We start from the raw sequence: 23,875 nt of genomic DNA, 5'->3' as shown, positions 1-23,875 counted from the left end.
GACATGTCCCTCACAACCGTGACAACCGGCAGCGGCGACCAGGCGACCGCCGGTACCCCCGCTACCCAGGGCAACCGGGTCGGCGGCGGCCTGCTGGACCCGGGGCAGCTCGTCCGGTCCCTGCCCGACGCGCTGGGCAAGCTCGACCCGCGCACCCTGTGGCGCAACCCGGTGATGCTGATCGTGGAGATCGGCGCGGCCTTCACCACCGTCCTCGCGGTGACCGACCCGTCGGTCTTCGCCTGGGCGATCACCGGCTGGCTCTGGCTCACCGTGCTGTTCGCCAACCTCGCCGAGGCGGTCGCCGAGGGCCGGGGCAAGGCGCAGGCCGCCACCCTGCGCCAGGCCAAGCGGGACACCATCGCCACCCGGCTGGTCGGCTGGGCTCCGGGCGCCGCCGCCAACACCTACACCGACGAGGCGGTCCCCGCGCCGGACCTGCGCCAGGGGGACGTCGTCCTGGTCTGCGCCGGCGGCGTCATCCCCGGCGACGGGGACGTCGTCGAGGGCATCGCCAGCGTCGACGAGTCCGCGATCACCGGTGAGTCCGCGCCGGTGATCCGGGAGTCCGGCGGCGACCGCAGCGCGGTCACCGGCGGTACGAAGGTGCTCTCCGACCGGATCGTCGTGCGGATCACCCAGAAGCCGGGGGAGAGTTTCATCGACCGGATGATCGCCCTGGTCGAGGGGGCGAACCGGCAGAAGACCCCGAACGAGATCGCGCTGAACATCCTGCTCGCCGCGCTCACCGTCATCTTCCTGCTGGCCGTGGTCACCCTCCAGCCGTTGGCGATCTTCTCGAAGGCGTACCAGGCCGCCGCCCCCGACACCGGGGCGATCACCGACGCCGGGGTGACCGGGGTGGTGCTGGTGTCGCTGCTGGTCTGCCTGATCCCGACCACCATCGGGGCGCTGCTGTCGGCGATCGGCATCGCCGGGATGGACCGCCTGGTCCAGCGCAACGTCCTCGCCATGAGCGGCCGGGCCGTGGAGGCGGCCGGCGACGTCAACACCCTGCTGTTGGACAAGACCGGCACCATCACCCTCGGCAACCGGCAGGCCGCCGAGTTCCTCCCGGTCGAGGGGGTCACCGCCGCCGACGTCGCCGACGCCGCGCAGCTCGCCAGCCTCGCCGACGAGACGCCCGAGGGGCGGTCGGTGGTCGTCCTGGCCAAGAACGGGTTCGGCCTGCGCGAACGGGAGCCGGGCCTGATGCCGCACGCCACCTTCGTGCCGTTCACCGCCCAGAGCCGGATGAGCGGCGTCGACCTGGACGAGGCCCCGGGCCATGCCGGACCTGCCCGGCGGATCCGCAAGGGCGCGGCGGCGGCGGTGATGAAGTGGGTGCGGGAGAACGGCGGCCACCCGACGGAGCAGGTCGGCCAGGTCGTCGACGAGATCAGCGGGATCGGCGGCACCCCGCTGGTGGTGGCCGAGCACGTCGACGGCCAGCCGGCCCGCGCGCTCGGGGTCGTCCACCTCAAGGACGTGGTGAAGGCCGGCATGCGGGAGCGGTTCGACGAGATGCGCCGGATGGGCATCCGGACCGTGATGATCACCGGTGACAACCCGCGTACCGCGAAGGCGATCGCCGACGAGGCCGGGGTGGACGACTTCCTCGCCGAGGCCACCCCGGAGGACAAGCTCGCCCTGATCCGCAAGGAGCAGGAGGGCGGCCGGCTGGTCGCGATGACCGGGGACGGCACCAACGACGCCCCGGCCCTGGCCCAGGCCGACGTCGGCGTCGCGATGAACACCGGCACGTCGGCCGCCAAGGAGGCCGGCAACATGGTCGACCTGGACTCCGACCCGACCAAGCTGATCGAGATCGTGGAGATCGGCAAGCAGTTGCTGATCACCCGGGGTGCGCTGACCACCTTCAGCATCGCCAACGACGTGGCGAAGTACTTCGCGATCATCCCGGCCATGTTCGCCGGCATCTACCCGAGCCTGGACACCCTCAACGTGATGCGGCTGGCCAGCCCCGAGTCGGCGATCCTCTCGGCGGTGATCTTCAACGCCCTGGTGATCATCGCGCTCATCCCGTTGGCCCTGCGCGGCGTGCGCTACCGGCCGTCGGCCGCGTCGAAGCTGCTCGGCCGCAACCTGCTGGTCTACGGCCTCGGCGGGATCATCGTGCCGTTCGTCGGCATCAAGCTCATCGACCTGCTCATCCAGTTCGTCCCGGGGATCTCGTGATGCGCCTACCCACCTGGCTCGCCCAACACCTCGCCGCCCTGCGCGCCCTGCTCGTGTTCACCGCGCTGCTCGGCGTGGCCTATCCACTCGCCCTGGTCGCCGCCGGCCGGATCCCGGGCCTGGACGCGAAGGCCGACGGGTCACTGCTGACCGTGGACGGCCGGACCGTCGGCAGCGCCCTGATCGGGCAGTCCTTCACCGACCCCGACGGCAATCCCGTCCCGCGGTACTTCCAGTCCCGTCCGTCGGCCGCCGGCGACGGCTACGACCCGACCGCCACCGCAGCCGCCAACCTCGGCCCGGAGAGCGTGGTCGACACCCTCGCCGCCGACCCCGGGTCCTCGACGCGGAGCCTGCTCACCCAGGTCTGCGCGCGCAGCCGGGCCGTCGGGGACTTCGACGGCGTCGACGGGCGGCGGCCGTACTGCACGCCGGACGGGGTGGGCGCGGTGCTGGCCGTGTTCCGCGCCGACGGGCTGACCGGCCGGATCACCCGGGTGGTCAGCGTCAACCAGACCGCCCCGGCCACCCCGTTCGTCACCTCCTGGCAGGGGGTGCCGGTGGAGCTGGCGACGCCGGGCGAGGACTACGTCGCCGCCGGTGGGCTGGTCACCCCGGTCCGGGGGGACGCCCCGGCCCGGCCCGCCGTCCCCGCCGACGCGGTCACCGCCAGCGGCAGCGGCCTCGACCCGCAGATCAGCCCGGCGTACGCCGAGATCCAGGTGGCCCGGGTGGCGCGGGAGCGCGGCGCGGACCCGGCGGCGGTCCGTCGCCTGGTACGGGAGCACACCACCGCTCGGACGCTGGGCTTCATGGGCGCCCCCGGGGTGAACGTGCTGGAGCTGAACCTGGCCCTGGACGAGCGGTTCCCCGCCCGCTGACCGGTACGGCGAGAGGATGGTCCCGTGCCCCGTGGAGAACTGCGCATCTACCTGGGGGCCGCCCCCGGTGTCGGCAAGACGTACGCGATGCTGGAGGAGGCCCGGCGTCGCGCCGAGCGCGGCACGGACGTGGTGGTCGGCCTGGTCGAGACGCACGGTCGTCCGCACACCGCGGCGATGGTCGGCGACCTGGAGGTGGTGCCCCGCCGGCCGATCACCTACCGGGGCACCGGGTTCACCGAGATGGACCTGGACGCGGTCCTGGCCCGCCGCCCCGAGATCGCCGTGGTCGACGAGTTGGCCCACACCAACGTGCCCGGCTCCCGGCACGAGAAGCGCTGGCAGGACGTCCAGGAACTGCTCGACGCGGGCATCTCCGTGCTGTCGACGGTCAACATCCAGCACCTGGAGTCGATCAACGACGTGGTCGCCCAGATCACCGGCACCACCCAGCGGGAGACCGTCCCCGACGCCGTCGTCCGCGCCGCCGAGCAGGTCGAACTGGTCGACATGACCCCGGAGGCGCTGCGCCGCCGGATGGCGCACGGCAACATCTACCGGTCCGACAAGATCGATGCCGCGCTGGGCAACTACTTCCGGATCGGCAACCTCACCGCGCTGCGCGAGCTGGCCCTGCTCTGGCTGGCCGACAAGGTCGACGACCAGCTCGACCGGTACCGGGCCCAGCAGGGCATCTCGGCCACCTGGGAGGCCCGCGAGCGGGTCGTGGTGGCGCTCACCGGCGGCCCGGAGGGGGAGACGCTGATCCGCCGGGCGGCCCGGATCGCCGCCCGGAGCAAGGGCGCCGACCTGCTCGCCGTGCACGTGGCCCGCAACGACGGGCTGGCCGGCGCGGACCCGGCCCAACTCGCCCGGCAACGGATCCTGGTGGAGAGCCTCGGCGGCACCTACCATCAGGTGCTCGGCGGCGACGTGCCGGCGGCCCTGCTCGACTTCGCCCGGGGGGTGAACGCCACCCAGTTGGTGCTGGGGGCCAGCCGGCGCGGTCGGTTCGCGCAGCTCTTCTCGCGCGGGGTCGGGGTCACCACCACGGCCCTGTCCGGGGCGATCGACGTGCACCTGGTCACCCACCCGCAGGCCGGGCGGGGCCGGCAGGGGGCCGGCATGCCGGCGGCGCTGTCCCGGCGGCGGCGGCTGCTCGGGTACGCGCTCGCCGCGTTCGGCATGCCGCTGCTGACCCTGCTGCTGGCGACCCTGCCGGACCTGATGCTGACCAACGACATCCTGCTCTTCCTCGCCGGGGTCGTCGGGGTGGCGCTGGTCGGCGGGCTGTGGCCGGCGCTGGTCGCCGCGCTCGGCGGTTCGCTGCTGCTGAACTGGTTCTTCACCCCGCCCTTCCACACGCTGACCATCGCCGAGGCGGACAACCTCCTCGCCCTCGGCGTCTTCGTCGGGGTGGCGGTCGCGGTGAGCTGGGTGGTCGACGTGGCGGCCCGGCGTACCCGGGAGGCCGCCCGGGCCGCCGCCGACGCGCAGACCCTGGCCACCGTCGCCGGCAGCGTGCTGCGGGGCGAACGGCCGCTGCCGGCGCTGCTCGACCGGCTCCGGGAGACCTTCGCGCTGCGGGCGGTCAGCGTGCTGGAACTCGTCGCCGACGCCGAGGGGCGGCCCGGCCGGGCCCGCGAGGAGGGCGCCTGGCGGCGGGTGGCCAGCGTCGGCGACGCCCCGGCGGGCAGCCCCAGCGCGGGTGAGACCGCGGTACCGGTCGACGACCGGTTGACCGTCGTGCTCAGCGGTCGCCGGCTGGAGGCCGCCGACCGGCGCATCGTCGAGGCGTTCGCGGCCCAGGCCGCCGTCGCGCTGCGCCAGGAACGGCTCGCCGAGGAGGCGGCCACCGCCCGGCCGCTCGCCGAGGCCGACCGGATGCGCACCGCGCTGCTCGCCGCAGTCAGCCACGATCTGCGTACGCCCCTCGCCTCGGCGAAGGCGGCGGTGAGCAGCCTGCGCAGCCCCGACGTCGAGTTCGACCCGGAGGACCGGGCCGAACTGCTGGCCACCGCCGACGAGTCCCTGGACCGGCTCGGCCGGTTGGTGGCGAACCTGCTCGACATGAGCCGGTTGCAGGCCGGCGCGCTCGGCGTCAGCCGGACCCCGATCGGCCTGGAGGACGCCGTACCCCGGGCCCTGGACGAGCTGGGACCGGTGGCCGCCGACGTCCGCACCGACATCCCCGCCGACCTGCCGGCCGCCAGCGCCGACCCGGGCCTGCTGGAGCGGGTGCTGGTGAACATCGTCGCCAACGCCCTGCGGCACAGTCCGTCCGGGCAGCCGCCCACGATCACCGCCAGCGCCCACGCCGGGCAGGTGGAGCTGCGGGTCATCGACACCGGCCCGGGCATCCCCGAGGACCAGTGGGAGCACGTCTTCCTGCCGTTCCAGCGGCTCGGCGACCGGGACAACCAGACCGGCGTGGGCCTCGGACTCGCGCTGTCCCGGGGGCTGGCCGAGGCGATGGGTGGCAGCATCACCCCCGAGACCACCCCCGGCGGCGGGTTGACCATGGTGCTGCGCCTGCCCGCCGCCGGGCAGACCGCCCCCGGAGGGCCGCCGCAATGACCCGCATCCTGGTCGTCGACGACGAACCGCAGATCCTGCGCGCGCTCCGGATCAACCTGCGTGCCCGGGGGTACGACGTCGAGGTCGCCGGGACGGGTACCGCCGCGCTGAAGGCCGCCGCCAGCCATCCGCCCGACCTGGTGGTGCTCGACCTCGGCCTGCCCGACCTCGACGGCACCGACGTCATCCGGGGCCTGCGCGGCTGGACGACCGTCCCGATCATCGTGCTGTCGGGCCGGGCCGGCAGCGAGGACAAGGTCGCCGCCCTCGACGCCGGTGCCGACGACTACGTCACCAAGCCGTTCGGCGTGGACGAACTCCTGGCCCGCATCCGCGCCGTCACCCGCCGCCTCGCCGCCTCGCCGGTGGACGCCACGGCCGCGCCCCGGGTGGGCCGGCACACCGTCGACCTGGCCGACCGTACCGTCACCCGGGACGACGGCACCGAGGTCCGGCTCACCCCCACCCAGTGGGCGATGTTGGAGAAGCTGTTGCGCCACCCGGGGAAGCTGGTCAGCCAACGCCAGCTTCTGCACGACGTGTGGGGGCCGGGGTACCAGCACGAGACCAACTACCTGCGGCAGTACATGGCGCAGCTCCGGCGCAAGCTGGAGGACGACCCGGCCCGGCCCCGGCACCTGATCACCGAACCGGGCATGGGCTACCGCTACCGGCCGTAGCCCGGAGCGGCCACGGTCGGGCCGCCGTCAGGTGAGGTCGGGGCGGCCGGGCAGGATCGGGTCGACGAGCTTCGGTTGCGGATGAGGCGGCGGGCCACCCGGGACGACCCGGGTGGCCCGCTCTCAGCGTCATCACTGTCAGAGGGTCAGGGTCCAACTGTTGAGGTAGCCGGTGTCGAGGCTCGCCGCGTCCTGGACCCGCAACCGCCAGCTCCCGTTCGCGGCCTCGGTGGAGAGGTTCACGGTGTAGATCTGGTCGATGTTGTCGGTGCTGGAACCGGTGCGGTTGTGCAGCACGTACGTGCTGCCGTCCGGTGCGACCAGGCTGACCACGAGGTCACCGATGTAGGTGTGCACGATGTGCACCTCGACCTTGCTCGCCGTGGAGGGGGTCGCCGCGCAGCCGCTGATCACGATCGTGCTCTCCACCGTCGTGTTGTCGGCGATCGGCACGTCGGTCCCGTTGGTGCCGGAGCAGCCCGGCAGCCCGTTCACCGTCAGGCTCAGGGTGGTCGTCCGGGCGACCGACGGGGAGGTGCCGACCACGGTGATCGCGAAGGAACCGCTGCCGGCCGTGGCCGAGGCACTGACCGTGAGGGTGGTCGACCCACCGGCGGTGACCGACGGCGGGTTGAACGAGACGGTCACGCCCGCGGGCAGCGGGCCGGTCGAGAAGGTCACCTGCTCGGCCGTGCCCCGGACGACCGTGGTGCCGACCGTGGCGGTGGCCGAGGTGCCCGGGTCGACGGTCACCGTCGCCGGGGCGACCGAGACGGAGAAGTCGTTGTCGGCGCAGGACTCGGAGCCGACCACGTTCACCGCGGTCCAGGCGGCCTGCACCGCCTTGTACTCGGTGCTGCAGAGGCCGTACAGGTCGGTGGCGGCCGACAGGGTGTGCAGCCGCGCGGTGTTCGTCGGCTGGGCGGTGTTCACGTAGCGGGTGTTCGAGACGAAGTACACGTCCAGGGCGCGGAACCAGATCTTCTCCGCCTTCTCCCGGCCGATCCCGGTCACCGGGGGAGCGGATCCGCAGAGCGGCGAGTTGCCGTACGGGGTCGCCCCGGTGCCCACGGCCAGGTTGAAGAAGAAGTGGTTGGCCGGGCCGGAGGAGTAGTGCACGTCGATGCTGTTGGTGCTGGTCGACCAGCAGCCGTGCGACGAGCCGTCCAGCGTCGGGTTGTACATGTAGCGCAGCGGGACGCCGGTGCCCCGGATGTCGATCTTCTCACCGACCTCGTAGTCACCGGGGTCGGCGGTGGTGTTCGCGTAGAACTCCACCATGTTGCCGAAGATGTCGCTGGTGGCCTCGTTCAGGCCGCCGGACTCACCGGAGTAGGTCAGGCCGCCGGGCACCACGTTGGCGGTGACGCCGTGGCTCATCTCGTGGCCGGCCACGTCGAGCGAGACGAGCGGCTTGGTGTTGCCCGCGCCGTCGCCGTAGGTCATCTGCGCGCCGTCCCAGAAGGCGTTGACGTAGGCGTTGCCGTAGTGCACCCGGCTCGGCACGCCGGTGCCGTTGCCGAAGATGCCGTTGCGGCCGTGCACGTTCTTGAAGTAGTCGAACGTCTTGGCGGCGCCGAAGTGGGCGTCCACGGCGGCGGACTGCCGGTCGGAGACCGTGCCGTTGCCCCACACGTTGTCGGCGTCGGTGAAGGTGGTGCAGGTCGAGGTGCCGTTGTTCATGTCGCAGGTACGGCCGCTGCCGCGCGTCGGGTCGACGAGGCTGTACGTCGAACCGGACTGGGTGGTGTCGACCACGACCGGGCCGGCGTAGACGCTGTTGCCGGTGCCGACGACGGACTCGACCTCGTCGTACGAGCCGATCAGCGAGCCGGTCAACGCGTCACTGATGACGTGCAGCTTCGAGGGGGTCTGCCCGTCCGGTGCCCAGCCGGCCACCACGGTCTCCCAGGCGAGCCGCCCGGTCCCGCTGCTGGCGTCGACGAAGAGTTCCGCCGGGCCGGTGCCGGTGATCTTGCCGGAGAACTCGGCGGTCGCCGCCTTCCGGGCCCGTTCCGCGCTGACCTTCGGGGTGGTGCCGAGGCTCAGCGGGGCCGCCAGGCCGACCGAACTGCCGGCGAAGTCGCCGTCGGCCTCGGTGCGGATGACGAAGTCCCCGCCGTGGACGCGCAGCCCGTCGTACGTCCGGCTGTAGCGGACCACGCCGCCGCCGTTCGCGTCCCGCTTGCTGCTGTGGACGGCGTACCGGTCCTTCGTCGAGGCCTTGACGGTCCGGGCGTTGGCCTTCAACGCCGCGTCGGCGGCGGTGACCAGCGCGGGCCCCGGTGTGGGTGGCGGGGCGGCGGACGCGCTCGTGGCGGTGACCACGAGACCGCTGCTGGCAAGCATGGTGATGCCGGCCAGCGCAAGGGCTGATCTCAAGTTGACCTCCCCAATCCGAGATGCTTTCGCATCGATCGATATCGAAATCTTCGTCCTCATTGGAGAGTCTGGGAAGGAGCCTGGTGGCGGGATTCCATATCGAGTTCCTCATGCCCTCGCCGATATGGAAACCGAGATTCCGTAAAAGATGTTCCACTCGCGTTACGAACGCAACACATTGACAACGATCATCTAACATGATGACCGATATCGATGGGTCTCCGAATCCCCCGCGATCGGGTCGGAGCGGCGTCGTCGACACCGGGTCCGGGGCACCCACCAGGGCCCGGGACCCACCGGATCAGGCGGCGGCGCGCAGCTCACCGAGGAGTCGCGCGACCCGGGCGCGGATCTCGTCGCGGATCGGGCGGACGGACTCGACGCCCTTGCCGGCCGGGTCGTCCAGCTTCCAGTCCTCGTAGCGCTTGCCGGGGAAGACGGGGCAGGCGTCGCCGCAGCCCATGGTCACGATGACGTCCGAGGACTGCGCCGTCTCGTACGCGAGAAGCCTGGGGGTCTGGTCGGTGATGTCGATCCCGACCTCCCGCATCGCCTCCACCGCGGCCGGATTGACCGACTCGGCGGGGGCGGAGCCGGCGGAGCGGACCTCGACGGAGTCGCCGGCCAGGTGGCGCAGCCACCCGGCGGCCATCTGCGACCGGCCGGCGTTGTGGACGCAGACGAACAGGACGGAGGGCCTGGTGCTCATGGGCTGCCTTTCGGGCCGGACGGGTCGCCAGGCCGGCTGGCCGGCGGCTGGTCGACAGGTGGGTCAGGGGTGACCGGCGGGGGATCCCGGGCGTTGGTCGACCGCCGTCTCGTCGGTGGGCACGACGACCCGGTCGGCGGCCTGCCCGACGTCGGGGTAGAGGGCCCTCAGCAGCCCCGCGCCGACGGCGAGGCCGGCGAGCTGCGCGACGACGAAGCCCGGCACCGAGCCCGGGTGGATCCCGGCGAAGGTGTCGGTGAACCCCCGGCCGATGGTCACGGCCGGGTTGGCGAACGATGTCGACGAGGTGAACCAGTACGCCGCGCCGATGTAGGCGCCGACCGCCGCGGGTGCGGTGGCGGCGCGACCGGACCGGGCCAGGGCGAAGATCAGCAGGATCAGGCCGGTGGTGGCGACGACCTCGCCGAGCCACAGGTGCCCGGCCGCCCGGTGTCGGGTCGACCAGGTCACGGCGGGCAGGTCGAACATCAGGTTCGCCAGGATCGACCCGCCGACCGCCCCGAGGATCTGGGCGGCAACGTAACCGCCGAGGTCCCGGCCGGTCAGACCGGTGTGGGTGCGGCGGCCGAGGAACCAGTCCGCGACGGACACGACGGGGTTGAAGTGCGCTCCGGAGACCGGGCCGAAGATCAGGATCAGGGCACCCAGGGCGAGGGCGGTGGCGATCGAGTTCTCCAGCAACTGCAGCCCGACGTCGTTCGGGGAGAGCGTGCTGGCCATGATGCCGGAGCCGACCACGGCGGTGACCAGGAGGGCGGTGCCGGTGAACTCGGCGAGCAGGCGACGCCAGGGTGCGACGGTCATCGGTGGGTTCTCTCCGGGTCGTGGTCCGGCCGACGGCAGGAGCCGTGACCGGGCGGCTGGCGGGCGACGGCGGGGGTGAGGCGGTCGACGCGGTCGGCGAGGTCGGTGAAGGCGGCCTCGAACGCGGCGTCGGTGTCGACGCGGACCGGGTCGGGCACCGACCAGTGCAGCCGTGGCCGGATCGGGCCGGTGAGTTCCTCGTGGGCGTTGTCGCAGACGGCGATCAGCAGGTCGTCGTCCCGCGCGACGTCCGCGACCTGTGCCGTACCGGTCGGATCGAGGTCCAGGCCGTGCCGACGAGCCACCGCGACCGCGCGGGGATGGACGCGGCGAGCCGGCCTCGTCCCCGCGGAGGCCGTTGCGCTGTGGGTGCGGTCGGACCAGAGTGCGGCGGCGAGCTGCGAGCGGGCGGAGTTGTGGGTGCAGACGAACACCACCCGGCCCACCCCGGCCAGTGGCGGCGGGTTCAGCGTGGCGAGCGCCTCGGGCCGCAGCCGCAGGTAGGTGCGGCGGCGGTCCCCCTCGGAGCGGCCTCGGGTGACCAGGCCGGCGTCGGTGAGGACCTTGACATGGTGGGCGACCAGGTTGGTGGGCATCTTCAGGGTGCCAGCGATCTCGCCGGGGGAGGCGTCGCCGAGGGTGAGCGCGTCCACGATCGCCAGGCGCGCCGGATCGCCGAGCGCGGCGTGGATCCGGGCCCGCCCCGGCAGGGAGGAAAGCTCAGCATTCATTGAGTCAACTATCGCTGAGTGAAAGCCGGATCGTCAAGCCAGGGGGCCTGCTGGCGACGCGGGCGAGCCGACGTCAGTCCGTGGCGTCGTCGACCGTGAGCAGTGCGGCGAGCTGGCGTAGGACGGCCGGCCGGGCCCGGTAGTAGACCCAGGTGCCCCGGCGCTCGGCATCGACGAGGCCGGCCTCGCGCAGTGTCCTGAGGTGGTGGGAGATCGTCGGCCCGGTCAGGTCGAACGCCGGCGTCAGGTCGCACACGCATGCCTCGCCGCCCTCGGCGGAGGCGATCATCGACATCAGCCGCAGGCGTACCGGGTCGCCGAGGGCCTTGAACGCGGGGGCGAGGACGGCGGCGGTCTCGGCCGGTACCCGGTGCCGCGCCAGCGGCAGGCAGCAGGACGCCTCGGCGTCCAGGTCGAGGACGGGGAGCGCCACCGATTGCTTCGACATTCCTCTAGCTTCACAGATGTCAAATCAGCGGGCAACCGGCTGACCCGACGGGCGTCGCGGCAGGTGACGCGTGCTGCGGCAGCCCGGCCCAGGTGTCGTACCGGCTAGGATTCGATGGTCTGTCGGCGATCGACGATGAGAGGTGCGGTGGCGGACGAGTTGCCCGCTCCGGTGCCGACCGGAGCCTGCTGATGGCCGACATCACCGTCCGCCCCATGCGCGCCGGCGACGCCGACCGGGTCCTGGCGATCTACCAGGCCGGCCTCGACGGTGGCAACGCCAGCTTCGAGACCGTCGCGCCCACCTGGCCGGCGTTCGACGCCGGCAAGCTACCCGACCACCGCTTCGTCGCCGTCGACCCCGGCGGCACGCTGGTCGGCTGGATCGCCGTCTCCCCGACCTCGACCCGCGCCGTCTATGCCGGAGTGGTCGAGCACTCCGTCTACGTCGACCCCGCCGCCCACGGGCGCGGCGTGGCCCGGCTGCTGCTCGACGCGCTGATCGCCGCCACCGAGACGGCCGGCATCTGGACCATCCAGTCCGGCGTGTTCCCCGAGAACACCGCCAGCCTCGCCCTGCACCGCCGGGTCGGGTTCCGGGTCATCGGCGTCCGGGAACGGGTCGGCCGCCACCACGGCCGGTGGCGCGACGTCGTTCTCCTCGAACGCCGCAGCCCCGCCATCACCTGACCAGCGGCGGCCACCCGACGCCGCCTCACCGCAGGTGGAACCGCTCGTCCACGGCGAGGGACGCAAGCTGCCGCACCGAGAACGGCAGCCCGGTCAGGCTCGGCCGCTCGTCGCCGAGGTCCGCGCCCTGCGCCACGAACACCACCACACCATCCGGGTGCCGGTAGGCCGCCCACTGGTCGAACCGGTCGTCGAGGCCGGGTCGGACCACCACGCCGACCTGCGCCGCCCCGACGGTCACCAACTGGCACTCGCCCTGCATGCCCCAGAACCGGCGGGCCAGCGCGCACGGTTCGGCCGGTAGCTGATTGCCCGCGGTGTGCACCTCGACGAGCAGACGCCCCATCCGGTCCCCCTCGGCCAGGGTGGCCGACGACAGGTAACTCCACACGTCGACGCCGTTCACCCTCTCCTCGAACTGGGCCTGGTGCGACCGCAGCGGCATGTCGCCAGCGGGCTGGTCCGCCCGGTTCTCCGGCGCGGTGTAACCGGCCGGCACCACGGACGTGATCTCGTCGAGTAGCCGGACTCCCTGGTCGTACCGGGAACCCGCCCGCGCGGTCCGGTCCTCCTGCGGGTGGCCGTCCGGGCCGGTCGGCCACGGCTGCGCGGTGTCCTTCGCCGACGGATGCGGGGTCACCTGCGGCGCGGGGCCCGCCGGCTGGTAGCCGCCGGCACCGGGGGTGATGGCCGTGGCGATGCCGACCACCGCCAGCACTGTCGCCGCCGAGCCGGCACAGGCCCCGATCGTGCGGCGACGGATGCGCGCGCGCCGGGCGGTGCTCAGCATGGCGGTCGCACTCAGCGACGGCGGCGGGCTGGTCGCCGCCATCTCGCTGTGCAGCGTGTCCCGCAACTCTTCTCCGTTCATCGTTCCCCCTTCGTGGTCCCGCTGTGTGTGGGTGACAGGAGGCCCCGCAGCGTGTCCAGGCCACGAGACGCCTGGCTCTTCACCGTCCCCGGCGAGCAACCCAGAAGGGCCGCCGTCTCCTCGACCGACAGGTCCTCCCAGTACCGGAGAACCAGCACCGCCCGCTGGCGTGGCGGTACGACGGCCAGCGCCTGGAGCATCATCAACCGGTTCTCCGGTGAGTCGGGCGGTGTCGGCCGCTCGGCGTCGTTCCCGCCCACCCGCTCCCGCCGCCACCAGCCCCGGCGTCGCTCGTCGAGGAAGGCCCGGATCAGGATCTGGCGTACGTAGGCGTCCAGCACCTCGTGCCGCGAGACCCGGTTCCAGACCAGATAGAGCTTGGTGAACGCGGTCTGGACCAGGTCCTCCGCCCGGTGCCAGTCGCCGCAGAGCAGGTACGCGGTGCCGCGCATCGCGTCCGACCGTGCCGCAAAGTACTCCGCGAACGCCGTGTCGCGATCGCCCATCCAGGCCTCCGATCCCCGTTTCGAGATAGTCACGTGGGGCCCGGCTCCCAGGGTTGCTCCCGGCGACGAACTTTCTTGTGACCCGCCCTACCACCTGGAGCGTCGCGTATCGGCCACACCGCGATGCTGGCGGGCCGCCGTAACCGCAGGGACAACCGCGCCGGCGCCGTTCGTCGCCACGCAGGCCGCGGTGCGCCAGATGTCGGCCGGCGGGCGGATCATCAACATCGGCAGCAACGTGGCCGAGCGGGCGGTCTTCCCCGGCTTCTCGCTGTACGCGATGAGCAAGACCGCCCTGATCGGCCTGACCAAGGCGCTCGGACGCGAACTCGGCGGCAGGGCGATCACCGTGAACCTGGTAAATCCAGGGGCCACGGACACCGGACTGAATCCCGCCGACGGCCCGAACGCCGACACGATCAACGGGTTCACCGCCCTCGGCCACTACGCGGAGCCAGCCGACGTGGCCGCCGTGGTGGCGTTCCTCGCCAGCCCGGACGGGCGTCACCTCACCGGGGCGACGGTCAACGTCGACGGCGGCTTCACCATCTGATCGTCGCCTCACCGCCGTTCTGTCCACCCGTGCGCACAGCTACGGCCGCGCCTTGCCGCGATTCGGTCGATCGGGGCGGGTGTTCCATCGGAAGCCCAGCGGCGGCGGTGGCGCGGGGCGCGCGGCCCGCGCGGCCACCCCAAGGGATGCGTCGCGAGCGACGGCCGCGAGCCACCGCCTCAACTTCCCGCAGGTTCACGCACTCTGGAGGGTGCCGGCAGTCGATCACCTTCGGCAGTCTCGTGGCGTGGGCCTCTCCCATCGCATTCCGCTGACGGCTTACCAGTCTGAACTCTGGTTTGCCAGCTCGCTGCATCCCGATCTTCCGCAGTTCAACACGTTTGTCTACGAGCGACTGACCGGAAAACTGGATCTGCCTCTCCTGAAGGCGTGTGTCGAGCGGGTCGTACGGCGCAACGACGGGCTGCGGCTTCGGTTCGACGAGGCGGACGGGACGCCGTACCAGTGGGTGGATGACGACGTCCCGGACATCGAGGTCGTCGACCTGTCCGGTGACCGGGACCCCCGTCAGGCGTGCCTGTCGTGGATGCGGCGGCCGTTCTCCCGCGCGTACTCCCTCAAGCGCGCCAGGATGTTCGACGTGGCTCTGCTCAAGGAGGGCGAGTCCAGCGTCTACGTCTACCTCAACGTGCACCACCTGGTGTGCGACGGGTGGGGAATCTACCTGCTGATCAGCCAGATCAGGGCGGAATACCAGCAGGAGTCGGCCAATCGGGCGCCGTCGTACCTGGATTTCGTGACCGAAGCGGGCCGTTACCTGAACTCCGACGAACGTGCCGCGGACATCGCGTTCTACCGCCAAGAGCTCGCCGGAGTCCAGCCGGCGTTGTTCACGAGGAAGGCACCGGGTGGCTCGTACCGGACCGGCCGCCACACGTTCACCGTCGAACGGGCCCGGACCGGCGAGTACGGCTCGATGTTCGCCATTGTCGCCGCCGCGTTGACGATCTACCTGTCCCGCATTCACCGCACCGACGACGTCGTCTTCGGCGTCCCGCTGCTGAACCGGCGCAGCGATGCCGAGCGGAACACCGTCGGGCACTTTGCCAACGCGATGCCCCTGCGGATGAACACCACCGGGCGGGACACGTTTCGGGAGTTGGTGACGCGCCTTCGCGGCTCCACCCGCGCCATGCGCGCACACGAACGCCTGCCGGCCGGCGAACTGCTCCGGGAGCTCAAGCCTGCCGACTCCGGGCCGCGCCACCTGTTCGACGTGACCCTGTCGTCCATGCGGTGGCCCAGCTCCGCGGAGATTCCCGGAGTGGTACGGGAAACCATGGTGTACGGCCACGCCCACGAGACCGACGCGCTGGCGATCGTCGTCAACGAGTTCACCGCGGACGGCCCGGTCGTCATCGACATCGACTACGCCGCGGACGTGTTCGACGACGACTTTCCCATCGAGTCGCTGGCCGGCCATCTCACCACGTTGATCGGCAACGCGTTGGACGCGCCCGACGCGCCGGTGTCGAGTCTCCCGATGCTGGCGCCGGCCGAGCACGCACGCCTCGTACAGGCAGCGAACCCGGCGCGGATCGGGTACCCGAGGCACCAGACGTTGTGCGGCCTGTTCGAGGAGCAGGCCGCACGCACGCCCGACCGGACAGCGGTCGTGACCGGCGCCCTCACCTACGCGGAGTTGGACGCTCGCGCCAACCAGGTGGCCCGGGCCCTGCGCCAGGACGGGATCCGGCCGGACGACCGGGTGGCCGTGCTGATCGAGCGTGACGCGACGATGCTCACCGCCATCCTCGGCGTGCTCAAGGCCGGCGGTGCCTACGTGCCCATCGATCCCAGCTACCCGGCCGACCGCATCCGGTTTCTCATCGAAGACAGCGGCGCCACGGTCGTGCTCGTGTCCGGCGCGACCAGGCCGCCCGCCGTGGACGCGGCGGTGCGCGACGTCGACGCGCTGACCGGTTCGCGAGCGCCGGTCGAGCCGCTGGCGACCGCCGACAACCTGGCGTACGTCATCTACACCTCGGGCTCGACCGGCAAGCCCAAGGGCGTGATGGTGGAGCACCACTCGGTGGTGAACCGGTTGGTGTGGATGCAGCGGCGCTATCCCATCGGCGGCGCCGACGTGGTGCTGCAGAAGACACCCATCTCCTTCGACGTCTCGGTGTGGGAGCTGTTCTGGTGGACCATCGCCGGAGCGGGGCTGGCGCTGCCACCCGCCGGCGCGGAGAAGGATCCGGAGGCGATCCTCGGCGCGATCGCCGCACACGGCGTCACCGTGATCCATTTCGTGCCGTCCATGCTCGGACCGTTCCTCGACCTGATCGAGCGTTCGCCACGGCTGCGCGACTCCGCCGGCACGCTGCGGCTGGTCTTCTGCAGCGGCGAGGAGCTGACGCCGGGCAGGGTCGAGCAGTTCACCCGGATATTCGGTGCCGGCGGCCCGAAGTTGGTGAACCTGTACGGGCCGACCGAGGCCACGGTCGACGTGTCTGCCTTCGACTGTCCGCCGGGGCCGGTGTCCCGGGTGCCGATCGGCCGCCCGATCGACAACATCCGGCTGTACGTGCTGGGTCGTCACGGCGAGGCTCAGCCGGCCGGGGTCGCCGGCGAGCTGTGCGTGGCGGGTGCCGGTGTCGCCCGGGGTTACCTGGACCGCCCGGAGCTGACCGGGGAGAGGTTCGTCGAAGACCCGTTCCACCCGGGCGAGCGGATGTACCGCACCGGCGATCTCGCGCGCTGGCTGGCCGACGGCAACCTTGAGTTCCTGGGCCGTATCGACGGTCAGGTGAAGATCCGGGGCAATCGTGTCGAGCTGGGGGAGGTGCGCGACAGCCTTGCCACGTTCCCCGGTCTGCGCGACGCGATCGTGGTCGACCACCGGTCCGAGGCGCGGGGCACCTATCTCGTCGGGTACTACGTCGCCAGCGACGAGGTCGACCCGGCGCGGCTCCGGACGCACGTGGTGAACACGTTGCCGGAGTTCATGATTCCCGCGTTCTTCGTACGGCTCGATCGGATCCCGCTGACGCCGAACGGAAAGCTGGACCGGGCCGCGCTCCCGTCCCCGGCGGCCGTGGACGTGCCGGACGAGCCGCCGCGCACCGAGATCGAGGCGGCGCTCGCGGCGATCTGGTCGGATGTGCTGGGCGTCGGGCGGATCGGCATCCACCGGAACTACTACACCATCGGTGGTGACTCGATCCTCGCCCTGCGGGTCAGAGCCGAGGCCGAGAAGCGGGGGCTCTACTTCGAGCTGGCCGACCTGGTGCGGTATCCGACCATCGCCGCCCTGGCGCACCGCGTCTCGACCGGGGCGCTGACGGACTCGATCCCGGACCTCGCCCCGTTCCAGCTCGTATCGGGGTTGGACAGGTCGCGATTGTCCGGCGTCGAGGACGCCTACCCGGCTACGCAGCTCCAACTGGGCCTGCTGTACCACAGCACGGAACACGACGGGTCGGCCGTCTACCACGACGTCTTCCGTTACACGGTCCGGATGCCGTGGCGCGAAGAGCCGTTGCGGGAGGCGTTCGACCGGCTTGTCGAGCGGCACCCGGTGCTGCGGTCCTCATTCGACGTGGGCAGCTTCTCCGAGCCCCTCCAGTTGATCCACCCGCGGGCGCACGGCGGGCTGGAGGTAGCCGATCTCCGCGCGGCCGGCGAGGACGCCGCCGAGGCTGAGGTCGCCGCGCACATCGAGCAGCGCTGCCGCCACCGGTACGAGTTCGACCGGGCCCCGCTGTACCTGATCCGCGCGCACGTCCGGCAGACCACGGTGGACCTGGTGTTCAGCTTCCACCACGTGATCCTGGACGGCTGGAGCGTCGCGAGCCTGATCAGCGAGCTACTGCGCGACTACCTGCACCTGTCCGGTGTGGCCGTCGCACCGGTCCCGGCCGCCGCGCCGCCCTCGGCGGCGGCGTACGTGCTCGACGAGCGCCGCACCATCGAGTCGGCCGCCAGCAAGCGCTTCTGGCGAGAGGCACTCAAGGGTGCCGAGCTGACCCAGCTCGACGGCTTCCGCCAGTACGAGCCGCCCGGTGACGACCAGGTGAATACCCGCTGGGTCAGCTTGCCGGACGGGCTCGACACAGGGGTGCGGCAGTTTTCCGGATCCCACGAATTGCCGGTGAAGTCCGTACTGCTCGCCGCACACTGCCTGACGCTGCGGCTACTGAGCGGGACGGACGACGTCACCACGGGCCTGATCACGCATGGCCGCCCGGAGCGACCCGGAGCGGAGAGCATAGCCGGCCTGTTCCTCAACACCGTGCCGCTGCGGGTCGGCCCGGCGTCGCAGACCTGGCTGGAAGTGGTGGGCCAGGTCTACCGCCAGGAGCGGGAAATCCACCCGCACCGGCGCTACCCGCTGCATGCCATCCAGCACGACCGGGGCGGCGCACCGGTGCTGGAGACCGTCTTCAACTACGTCCACATGCACGTGCTCACGCCGATCTTCGAACTGCCCGGCATCGAGCTGCTGGATTTCCAGACCCGGGAAGAGACCAACTTCACGCTGCTGCTCAACGCCGTCGTCAGCCCGACGGACGGGCACATCTCGTTGCGGGTGGACACCGACGGCCGCACGATCACGCCGGCCCAGACCGACCTTTTGATCGACTACTACCTCGCGATCCTGCGCCGGATCGTCGACGACCCGCACGGCGCGCTGGACTTCGCGTTCCTGGCCGACCCGCCGGCCAAGCCGCTGCCCGCCATCGAGCCGCCGAGCGACATCGTGCGGCGGCTGGAGCGCCATGCGGCGCGCACCCCGGACGCCATCGCCGTGGCGCATGGGACCGAGCGGTGGACGTACGCCGAGTTCGACCGGATCGTCAATCGGGTGGCCTGGCGGCTGGTGTCGCTCGGCGCGGGTCCGGGCACGTGTGTCGGGATCGCCATGGACAGGTCGCCGGAGATGATCGCGACCATCTACGGCATTGCCAAGTCCGGTGCGGCGTGCGTGCCGATCGACGTCACCTACCCGCAGGAGCGGATCACGGCGATGGTCGAGCAGGCCGCACCCGTGCGGATCGTCGGGCATGCCCAGCGTGCCGGCCTGATCGTGGATCCGGCCCTGCTCGTGACCTACGAGTCCATCATGGCGGACGCCGATCCGGTCGCGCTTCCCGCGATCCATCCGGAGAGCCTCGTCTACATCCTGTTCACGTCCGGGTCGACCGGCACCCCGAAGGGGGTGGCCCAGCCGCACCGCGCGCTGGACAACTATCAGGCCTGGCAGACGAACGTGCCCAGCGGCGCGGTCGGTGGCACGACCCTGCAGTTCGCGCCGCTCAGCTTCGACGTGTCGTTCCAGGAGATCTACACGACGATCAGCGGCGGCGGCACCCTGCGGATCATCGACGAGGAGCAGCGGCGAGACATGCCGAGCCTGCTGCGCCTGCTCGACCGCGAGGGGGTCGAGCGGATCTTCCTGCCCTACGTCGCCCTCCAACAACTCGCCGAGGCCGCGACCATGCTCGGCATCGTTCCGAGCAGGCTTCGCGTGGTGATCTCCTCGGGCGAGCAGCTACGGGTCACGGCCGAGATCCGGCAGTTCATGGCCGCCCTGCCCGGTGCCGTTCTCGAAAACCAGTACGGCCCGACGGAAACGCATCTCGTCACGGCGTACCCGCTGGCCGGCGACCCCGCGGAGTTCCCGAATCTGCCGCCGATCGGTCCGGTCATCAACGACGTCGGGCTCTACCTGCTCGACGAGCGGCTGCGCCCGGTGCCGCGCGGAGTGCTGGGCGAGCTGTACTTCGGTGGAATCGCGTTGGCCGACGGGTATTACGGTCGGCCGGAGCTGACCGCGCAGCGTTTCGTCGCGAACCCGTACGGCGAGCCGGGCAGCCGGCTCTACCGCACCGGTGACCTGGCCAGGGTGCTGCCCAGCGGAGACCTGGTCTGGGCCAGGCGGACCGACACCCAGACCAAGATCCGTGGCTACCGGGTGGAGCCGCTTGAGGTCGAGGTCGCGATCATGGCTCTGGCGCAGCGCTTCCCGGGCATCCGGGAGGCCGCGGTCGTCGCGCGGCGGCGGGATGGCGCCGACTCGTTCCTCGCCGCGTTCCTGGTCGGTGACGCGGGTGCGGTCGACCTGAACAAGGTGCGTGCCCTGCTGCGTGAGTCGTTGCCGGACCATTTGGTGCCGTCGCACATCACCTGGCTGGACCGGATGCCGCTGACGTCGAGCGGCAAGCGCAACGACGCGGAGCTGCGCCGGATCCCGTTGGCTGCCGTCAGTGCCGCCGAGCAGGTCGCACCGCGCGACGCCTACGAGCGTTCCCTGGTGGAGATCCTCACCGAGCTGCTCCACCTGCCCTCGCTCGGCGTGCACGACAACTTCTTCGAGATCGGCGGTACGTCGCTGACGGCGATGCGGCTGGTCGTGGTGCTGGAGAAGCGGTTCGGGGTGAGCGTGCCGCTCTCCGCGTTCGTCGCCACGCCCACCGTCGCCGGGCTGGCGGCGCTGCTGCGTTCGGGCGGCGCCAGCCTGACCTACGACCCGCTGGTGCCGATCCGCGCGGGCGGCGACCGAACACCGCTCTTCCTCGTGCATCCGCTGGGCGGCAACGTGCTCTGCTACCTGCGCCTGGCCAAGCACCTGCCGGCCGGGCAGCCGGTGTACGGATTGCAGGCGGCCGGCAGCGACCCCGGGTCCACGCCGCTCGGGTCGATTCCCGAACTCGCGGGTACCTATCTTGAGGCGATCCGGCGGGTCCAGCCGAGCGGCCCGTACCGCATCGGCGGCTGGTCCTTCGGCGGTGTCGTCGCATTCGAGCTGGCGCGCCAACTTCGGCGCGAGGATCCAGCAAGTGTCGAGCAGCTCATCCTGCTCGATCCCATCGCCCGCCGGCCGGGCAAGCGCGACCCGGTCGCCGACAACGCCTTGCTGGAATGGTTCTTCTGGGAGCTGATCTGGCTTGAGCGCAGCGGCAACGCACCCGTCGAGGCCATCCCGGACGGGCTCGCCGAGGAGGAGAAGTTCGACTTCATCATGGCGCGCGCGACCGCTGCCGGGGTCTTGCGGCCGGGCAGCTCGCGGGCGTCGGTACGCCGGCTGTTCCGGATGTTCTCCGCGCACTGGGAGGCGCTCATGGCCTATGAGCCCGGAGTCCTCGACCAGGACCTCACCCTGGTCCGGGCCAGCGACCGGCTGCCGATGGTGCTGCTGCCCATGCACACCGCCGCCGGGACCCTCCACACCGACCCCGCCAACGGCTGGGCGAGGCACACCAGCGGGCGGATCGACGTCGTCGATGTGCCGGGCGACCACCTCGTCCTGATGGAGGAACCCTACGTGGCCGAGGTCGCGCGGCGGATCGCCGAGGCGTTGGACAGCCGGGAGGCGGCGGCGTGAAGGCGATCATCATCGGCGCCGGCATCGGCGGCCTCGCGGCGGCGGCGAGCCTGCGCCAGGTCGGTGTCGACGCCGAGGTCTACGAACGGGCCGGCGAGCTGCGCCCGGCGGGGTCGGCACTCTCGCTGTCGATCAACGCGCGGACCGCCCTGCGTACCCTGGGGATTGAGCTCGACGTCGAGCGGCGGGGCAGCGTCTACCACAGGTTGGACTTCCGCACCGCCCGGGGTCGTCGGATCCGGCGGGTCCCGTTCGGGCACATCGGCGAGCGGCTCGGCGCGCAAAACGTCGCCATCCACCGCGCGGATCTGCAGCAGGCGCTGCTGGAGCACCTCGACGCCACGGCGGTCCGGCTCGGCGCCACCGCGACCGGGTTCCAGGTGGACGCCGACGGTGTCCGGGTCGACTTCGCGGCCGGCGGTGTGGCGCGCGGTGACGTGCTCATCGGGGCGGACGGCTTCCACTCGGTGATCCGGCGGCAGCTGGTGGGACCGGAGGAGGCCCGGGAGCCGGGCTACGTGTGCTGGCTCGCCACCGTGCCGTTCCGACACCCCACCGTGACCGATGGGTACTGCGCCCACTACTGGGGCCGGGGGCAGCGGTTCGGGCTCGTCGACATCGGCGGCGGGCGGATCTACTGGTGGGGCACCAGGAACGTCCCGGATGCCCGCGGATGGGCCGGGGGCAAGGACGAGATCCTCCGCGCCTACGCCGGGTGGGCACCGGAGGTGCGGGCCGCGATCGCCGCGACACCGGCGGCGGCCATCATCAGTGTGCCGGCCCAGGACCGTCCGTTCCTTGAGCAGTGGGGGACCGGGCCGGTGACGTTGCTCGGTGACGCGGCACACCCGATGCTGCCGAGCCTGGCGCAGGGGGCCGCCCAGGCCGTGGAAGACGCCGTCGTCCTCGCGCACCACCTCGGCGACGCCGCCGATGCGGACAGGGCCCTGCGGGGGTACGAGGCGGAGCGCCGGGAACGGGCCAGGCTCATGGTGGACGGCTCCTTCGCGTTGAGCCGCGTCGAGCAGCTCGACCGGCCGGTCGCCAGCTTGCTCCGCAACCTCTACATGCGATTCGTGCCGCGATCGGTGCTCGACGGCCGCAACGAGGCGGCGATGACTTTCGACGCGCGACCGCCGGCGGTGCATGATCATGGCCATTGAGGCTTCGCCCCGGGCTGTGCTTCCGGTGGTCCGCCGGCCGTTGAGCCCACTTGAGCGCTGGTACTGGATCGCCGACCAGGTGTCCCCGCTCAACGTCATCGCCCGCGTCCGGGTCACCGGCCGGCTGACCCCGTCATTGCTCCGCCAGGCGCTCGACGCGTTGCGGGTGCGTCACCCATTGCTGCGCGTCGCGATCGAGGCCGGTGCGGACGGTCCCTGCTTCGTGCCGACCGACGCGCCCATCCCGCTCCGCCGGGTCGCGGGCACAGCCGACGACGACTGGCTTCGCCAGATCAACGAGCACGAGGTGGTCCGGGCCGTCGACTGGCGTACCGGCCCGCTGTGCCGCACGGTCGTCGTGACCAACGACGACGTACACGACCTGATCCTGACGCTGCCACACTGCATCGCCGACGGCACGACGGTCTTGTCACTCGTCAAGGACTGGCTCACGCTCGCCGCCGGCCTGGGGTCGGAGGTGCGCGAGCCCGGTCTGCCGGCGTGCGAGGAGATGTTTCCACCACGGCACCGTGGCCGGGCCGGTGCGCGTCGCCTGCGGTGGCAACGAAGTCGCGACGACCGCCGGCTGCGGCGCCTGCGGCCCGCCAGGGTGGAGCCGAGCGAGTTCGTGCCGTTCCCCGCCCGCCGGACCCGCGTGGTGCACCGGTCGCTCTCGGCGGACCAGGTCGACGCGCTGCTGCGGGCCTGCCGCCGCGAGCGCACCACCGTGCACGGCGTGCTCGCCGCCGCCATGGTCGCCGCCGTGGCCGGCGACGGCCCGGAAAGCCCCGCCGGCGTGGCGATCGGCTCGCCGATCAACTTCCGCGACGGGCTCGTGCCACCGGTGCCGGACACCGCCGTCGGCACCTATGTCGCCACCGTCGGATCGCTCGTCCCAGTCGAGACGTCGCTCTGGTCGATGGCCAGGACCATCAGCCGGGACCTGGTCAGGCGTAAGCGCCGCGGTGAGCACTTCGGCATGGTCAACCTGGTCGGCGGCTCGTGCCCGATGACCATCGAGGAGAGCGCGCCGCTGTTCGAGTTCATCGAGACGCAGGGCCCGGTCAACCTCTGCATCTCCAACATCGGACGGTACGACTTCCCGGCCAGCATCGGGCCGTGGCAGCTATCCGGCGCCCAGTTCCTCGCCGGCCTGTCGGTGGTCGGGTACTTCGTCGCCACGGTCAACACGAGCCATGACCGGCTGCACTGGAACTTCAGCTACGTCGACGGCGGGCTGACGCGGGATCGGGCCGAACGCCTCGTCGCGGCAAGCCTCGACGCGGTCCTCGGTGCACTGGGAGAGGAGTAGG

The 23,875-nt window shown here is 71.7% G+C and carries 15 protein-coding genes and 1 pseudogene; 9 read left to right on the top strand and 7 right to left on the bottom strand.

The features are described from left to right. The first annotated feature begins 3 nt into the window (after positions 1-3). Genes kdpB through ACIQG9_RS21865 form a run of 4 tightly spaced genes read left to right on the top strand, consistent with a single transcriptional unit; the run spans position 4 to position 6,337 of the window. Positions 4-2,199 (top strand): potassium-transporting ATPase subunit KdpB, encoded by a 2,196-nt coding sequence (kdpB, locus tag ACIQG9_RS21880; RefSeq protein WP_400405274.1) that lies wholly within the window; start codon positions 4-6, stop codon positions 2,197-2,199. Beyond that, positions 2,199-3,080, top strand: coding sequence for a potassium-transporting ATPase subunit C (locus tag ACIQG9_RS21875; RefSeq protein WP_400405272.1), 882 nt, complete (start codon positions 2,199-2,201; stop codon positions 3,078-3,080). Before kdpB ends, ACIQG9_RS21875 begins: the two co-directional genes overlap by 1 nt. 24 nt (positions 3,081-3,104) lie before the next feature. Further along, entirely contained in the window at positions 3,105-5,657 is a 2,553-nt protein-coding gene (locus tag ACIQG9_RS21870; protein ID WP_400405269.1) for a DUF4118 domain-containing protein, read from the top strand. Then, entirely contained in the window at positions 5,654-6,337 is a 684-nt protein-coding gene (locus ACIQG9_RS21865) for a response regulator (protein WP_400405267.1), read from the top strand. The genes ACIQG9_RS21870 and ACIQG9_RS21865 overlap by 4 nt, the downstream gene beginning before the upstream one ends. 138 nt (positions 6,338-6,475) lie before the next feature. Here ACIQG9_RS21865 and ACIQG9_RS21860 read toward each other — a convergent pair whose 3' ends face one another. The 5 genes from ACIQG9_RS21860 to ACIQG9_RS21840 form a co-directional block, all read right to left on the bottom strand. Continuing rightward, positions 6,476-8,719 (bottom strand): M4 family metallopeptidase, encoded by a 2,244-nt coding sequence (locus ACIQG9_RS21860; RefSeq protein WP_400405265.1) that lies wholly within the window; start codon positions 8,717-8,719, stop codon positions 6,476-6,478. 301 nt (positions 8,720-9,020) lie between these two features. Then, a complete protein-coding gene (locus ACIQG9_RS21855; protein ID WP_400405262.1) occupies positions 9,021-9,428 on the bottom strand; it encodes an arsenate reductase ArsC in 408 nt (135 codons plus the stop codon). A 63-nt stretch (positions 9,429-9,491) separates the two neighbouring features. After that, entirely contained in the window at positions 9,492-10,253 is a 762-nt protein-coding gene (locus tag ACIQG9_RS21850; protein WP_400405260.1) for an aquaporin, read from the bottom strand. Further along, complete coding sequence (locus ACIQG9_RS21845) at positions 10,250-10,984, bottom strand: helix-turn-helix domain-containing protein (RefSeq protein ID WP_400405257.1); 735 nt, start codon at positions 10,982-10,984, stop codon at positions 10,250-10,252. The genes ACIQG9_RS21850 and ACIQG9_RS21845 overlap by 4 nt, the downstream gene beginning before the upstream one ends. Positions 10,985-11,057: 73 nt before the next feature. After that, a complete protein-coding gene (locus ACIQG9_RS21840) occupies positions 11,058-11,432 on the bottom strand; it encodes an ArsR/SmtB family transcription factor (protein ID WP_400405254.1) in 375 nt (124 codons plus the stop codon). Between the two features lie 191 nt (positions 11,433-11,623). Between ACIQG9_RS21840 and ACIQG9_RS21835 the strand changes: the two genes are divergently transcribed. Further along, entirely contained in the window at positions 11,624-12,121 is a 498-nt protein-coding gene (locus ACIQG9_RS21835) for a GNAT family N-acetyltransferase (protein ID WP_400405251.1), read from the top strand. Positions 12,122-12,146: 25 nt separating this feature from the next. Here the strand turns inward: ACIQG9_RS21835 and ACIQG9_RS21830 are convergent, their stop codons facing one another. Together ACIQG9_RS21830 and ACIQG9_RS21825 are read right to left on the bottom strand one after the other, a co-directional pair. Then, complete coding sequence (locus ACIQG9_RS21830) at positions 12,147-12,992, bottom strand: hypothetical protein (protein WP_400405249.1); 846 nt, start codon at positions 12,990-12,992, stop codon at positions 12,147-12,149. Beyond that, positions 12,989-13,498 carry a SigE family RNA polymerase sigma factor gene (locus tag ACIQG9_RS21825; RefSeq protein WP_400405246.1) on the bottom strand — a complete coding sequence of 170 codons (510 nt, stop codon included), beginning with the start codon at positions 13,496-13,498 and terminating at the stop codon, positions 12,989-12,991. The genes ACIQG9_RS21830 and ACIQG9_RS21825 overlap by 4 nt, the downstream gene beginning before the upstream one ends. 163 nt (positions 13,499-13,661) lie before the next feature. Here ACIQG9_RS21825 and ACIQG9_RS21820 point away from each other — a divergent pair. From ACIQG9_RS21820 to ACIQG9_RS21805, 4 genes and pseudogenes are all read left to right on the top strand, one after another. Continuing rightward, positions 13,662-14,051 (top strand): annotated as a pseudogene (locus ACIQG9_RS21820) (SDR family oxidoreductase); the annotation flags it as partial. Positions 14,052-14,298: 247 nt separating this feature from the next. Further along, a complete protein-coding gene (locus ACIQG9_RS21815) occupies positions 14,299-21,399 on the top strand; it encodes an amino acid adenylation domain-containing protein (RefSeq protein ID WP_400405243.1) in 7,101 nt (2,366 codons plus the stop codon). After that, positions 21,396-22,562 (top strand): FAD-dependent monooxygenase, encoded by a 1,167-nt coding sequence (locus ACIQG9_RS21810; protein WP_400405240.1) that lies wholly within the window; start codon positions 21,396-21,398, stop codon positions 22,560-22,562. Before ACIQG9_RS21815 ends, ACIQG9_RS21810 begins: the two co-directional genes overlap by 4 nt. Further along, positions 22,552-23,874, top strand: coding sequence for a hypothetical protein (locus ACIQG9_RS21805; protein WP_400405237.1), 1,323 nt, complete (start codon positions 22,552-22,554; stop codon positions 23,872-23,874). The genes ACIQG9_RS21810 and ACIQG9_RS21805 overlap by 11 nt, the downstream gene beginning before the upstream one ends. Position 23,875 lies beyond the last annotated feature (1 nt).

The sequence above is a fragment of the Micromonospora sp. NPDC092111 genome (genome assembly GCF_044755745.1).
In the GTDB taxonomy this organism is placed as follows: Bacteria; Actinomycetota; Actinomycetes; order Mycobacteriales; family Micromonosporaceae; genus Micromonospora.
This window is presented reverse-complemented; position numbering and strand designations above follow the sequence as displayed.